The following is a 1,702-nucleotide window of genomic DNA, read 5'->3' as shown; positions in this document are numbered from 1 at the left end:
TGCTTCTGGCATCACGCGCTAGGCGCAGTGAGCGACCGCGACGGCGCTACCTGCAAAAGCAAGTCTAGCAGCGCGTGGTTAAAGTCGGGCGGGCTGACAGAATTTGCTGGCCTCCAGAACAAGATCGCCTTAGGATGTTTTTATGGCGATGGGCACTCGGGAAGGACGGAGGCGGCAAGAGGGGTTCTGGCTCACGCATGACGAACTCGCGACCGCGCCCGGCCATCCGTTCTACCAGCGTCTGAACCAGTTGCTCGACGAAGAGAAGTTTGATCAGTTTGCCGAGGGCGAGTGCGCGCAGTTCTATGCCGAGAAGAACGGCCGCCCGTCCTTGAGTCCCGGCATGTACTTTCGTTCGCTGCTGATCGGCTATTTCGAGGGGATTGACTCGGAACGTGGCATCGCATGGCGCTTGGCCGATTCGCTGGCGCTGCGGCAGTTTCTGCAAATCGGATTGGATGAGAGAACACCGGACCATTCCACGATCTCGCGGACGCGCCGATTGATCGACCTGGAGACACACCGAAAGGTGTTTGGTTGGGTGCTGGGATTGCTGGCTGACCGTGGTCTGCTCAAGGGCAAGATGGTGGGGATCGACGCCACGACGCTGGAGGCGAACGCGGCGATGCGGTCGATCGTGCGCCGCGACAATGGACAACGATACGAAGCGTTCCTCACTGAACTGGCAAAGAAGAGCGGGATAGCGACGCCCACGCGGGAAGATCTGGCGCGACTCGATCGCAAGCGGAAGAAGAAGGGGTCGAACCAGGAGTGGGAGAGCGCGACCGACCCGGATGCTCGCATCACCAAGATGAAGGACGGCTCCACGCACATGGCGCACAAAGCCGAGCATGCCGTGGACATGGAGACCGGCGCGGTGATTGCGGTGACGTTGCAGGCGGCGGATCAAGGCGATACCACTACCATCCACGAAACGGTGGCGGAGGCTGGGGAAGCCGTCGCGACATTGATCGAGCGGGAAGTGGCGAAGGCGCCGGAAGCGAAGCCGCAGGTTTCGGTGAATGGAATCAAAGAGATCGTCGCAGACAAGGGATATCACAGCGGGCCGAGCGTGATGTTGTTGGGGCAGGCAGAAGTACGAACGTACATCTCGGAACCGAATCGCGGACGGCGTCACTGGGTGGGTAAAGCGGAAGAGCAGCAAGCCGTCTATGCGAACCGGCGACGTGTGCAGGGCAGGCACGGCAAGCGCCTGTTGAAGAGACGCGGGGAGTTGATCGAGCGGTCCTTTGCCCACTGCTACGAGACCGGCGGAATGAGACGAACGCACCTACGGGGACGAGAGAATATTCTGAAGCGGCAGTTGATCCACGTCTGTGCGTTCAATCTGAGTCTGATTTTCCGGCAGCTTGTGGGCGCGGGAACGCCGCGGGAGCTGAAAAACCAAAGTCGGGACACATTCGCGGCGTTTATCTGGTTGCAAATCGCCTTGCTACTGCTCCGAGATGCCGAAAAACGCGATCCACCGCGTCAGCACCGGCTAAGTTCAGCGCGCGAACGCGGCTGCCGTCCTTGGCATCATCGCCGAAAAATCGAGGGTTGCACCACGGGCTCCTAAGCGCGCCAGCGCACGATCGTCACGGATGGTTCGGCTGCGATCGGAGAGAAGCAACCAGCAGCAGCTTGCCGCGGGGTGTTTCACTGCGCCCGTTCGGCTCAACCGTGACGAACACCGTATCGA

At 60.6% G+C, this 1,702-nt stretch carries 1 protein-coding gene; it reads left to right on the top strand.

Annotated features, from left to right (window positions below; genetic code table 11):
• Positions 1-142 precede the first annotated feature (142 nt).
• Positions 143-1,579: a transposase gene (locus tag VHB22_RS12265; RefSeq protein ID WP_325457265.1), complete on the top strand. Its 1,437-nt coding sequence runs from the start codon at positions 143-145 to the stop codon at positions 1,577-1,579.
• Positions 1,580-1,702 lie beyond the last annotated feature (123 nt).

Origin of the sequence: Hyphomicrobium sp. (genome assembly GCF_035548195.1) — a bacterium.
Taxonomy (GTDB): Bacteria; Pseudomonadota; Alphaproteobacteria; order Rhizobiales; family Hyphomicrobiaceae; genus Hyphomicrobium_B.
The sequence above is the reverse complement of the archived record's forward strand: the minus strand, read 5'-3'. Positions and strand labels throughout refer to the sequence as shown.